Origin of the sequence: uncultured Dokdonia sp. (genome assembly GCF_947492815.1) — a bacterium.
Taxonomy (GTDB): Bacteria; Bacteroidota; Bacteroidia; order Flavobacteriales; family Flavobacteriaceae; genus Dokdonia.
Genome location: NZ_CANLOB010000064.1, coordinates 1 through 2,108, shown reverse-complemented (window position 1 = coordinate 2,108; position 2,108 = coordinate 1). Strand labels below are relative to the sequence as shown.

General features: G+C 32.1%; 1 protein-coding gene. It reads left to right on the top strand.

The window, feature by feature from the left end:
• Positions 1 to 302 precede the first annotated feature (302 nt).
• The coding region (locus tag Q1A01_RS23490; protein WP_299685979.1) for a condensation domain-containing protein at positions 303 to 2,108 on the top strand (1,806 nt) is incomplete at its 3' end.

Genomic DNA, 2,108 nt, shown 5'->3' with positions numbered 1-2,108 from the left:
AGTTTAAAAGCTACCGTCTTAATCAACACGATAAACAAAGCGTATAATACACGTTTTTCAATACAAGACTTATATGAAACCCAGGAGATTGTAGGGGTTTCTAAAAAATTAGAATTCATTGTTTTCCAAAAGCAATTAGAAGTCGATAGTGTTGATGAATTAACTATATAAATAGCCTTGAAAAGATCGTATAGCGATACCCTTTCATTCATTTTACAAACCATTTTAACTTGACGTAAGTGCTTAATTGTAGGACTTATGGGTATGCATACATTTCAAATTAACTTTTAAAAACTTATATCGTGATAGAACATTTAATACAGACATTACAGTCATCGAAAATTGGACTTAAAGTCGTGAACGGAAGTCTTAAAATTAATGCACCTAAAGATGCATTAACTCCAGAAATTATAGCAGCTATTAAAGCTCATAAAAGTGAGCTAATTGCATTGCTTTCTTCTTCAGAGTCTATTCCAAAAGCAGAAGTGAAAGCATATTATGCACTAACATCGTCTCAAAAACAATTATGGACATTGAGTCAATTTGATGCTGGAAATTCGGCATACAATATATTTGAAGCGTATACATTTAGTGGAGAACTCGCTATCGATAAACTATCATTAGCTTTTAATCAATTAGTAGATCGTCACGAGAGTCTTCGTACTGTTTTTAAAGAAGATCCAAATGGTGTTTTATCACAATATATTATTCCTGTAGAGAAATATACAGGCGCTTTACAATTTGTAGATATGAATAATGCTACAAACGATGCGTTAAGAGCATATTCTGATACCATTCAAAAACATGCATTCGATTTAGAAAAAGGACCTTTGTTTATAGGAGAGATTGTGAAAGTTTCTGAAAATAAGCATATCCTAATGCTTAATATGCATCACATCATTGGTGATGGATGGTCTATGGGAGTGTTGAGTAGAGAGTTTATGGCTATTTATAATGGATTGTCTATGGGACAAGAAGTAATTTTGCCAGATTTGCCAATCCAATACAAGGATTATTCAGAATGGCAGAATAGCGAACCTAGACAAGCGGTATTAGAAAAAGCTAAAACATATTGGTTGGATACTTTTAGTGATGAGGTACCTATTTTAGAATTGCCATCTGATAAAGTGAGACCAAAGCTTAAAACCTATAATGGATCTAGTTTAGATTATAAGTTTTCTAAAGAATTTACTTCATTACTTAACGAATATGCGCAACAAAATGGCATGACGTTATTTATGATTTTAATGGCGAGTATTAATGGATTATTATCAAGATATGCGAATACAAGAGATATTGTTTTAGGAACACCTGTTGCTGGAAGAGATCATAGTGATTTAGAAAATCAAGTAGGATTGTATTTAAATACATTAGCCATTAGAACTGCCTTTGAAAAAGAAACCACTTTTGAAGAATTACTAGCCATTCAAAAAGAAACCTTATTAAAAGCATACTCTCATCAGGAATATCCTTTTAATAGTTTAATCAAAGAATTAGATTTAAAAAGAGATTTAAGTAGGTCTGTATTGTTTGATGCTTTAGTAGTTTTTCAAAACCAACAAGGATTATTAGTTTCTGAAGGGTTAAGTCTAAATGGTGTCGCAATTACGCCGTATCAAAATATGGAAAAGTCATTCAGTAAATATGACTTAAGTTTTATCTTTTCAGAGAAAAAAGGAGAACTCTCCTTACACATAGAATTCAATACAGATATCTATGAATTAGATTTCGTGGAGCGTTTAAGTACGCATTTTAATACGTTTTTAGAAACAGCTGTAGCAAAACCACAGGAAAAAGTAGCTATGATAAGTTACCTAACTCCATCAGAAGAATCTCAGTTATTACATGATTTTAATGCTACTGCAGTCGATTATCCATCAACTACGATGGTAGATTTATTTGTAACGCAAGCTTCCAAAACTCCAGATGCTACAGCACTTATTTTTGGAGATCAGCGATTTACGTATAAAGAGCTTGATGAGGTTTCCAATGAACTAGCACATTATTTATTATCGACTTATGATTTAAGTGTAGAGAGTTTAGTAGGCGTAAAATTAGATAGAGATGAATGGTTATTAATTTCATTGCTAGCGGTATTAAAAGCAGGT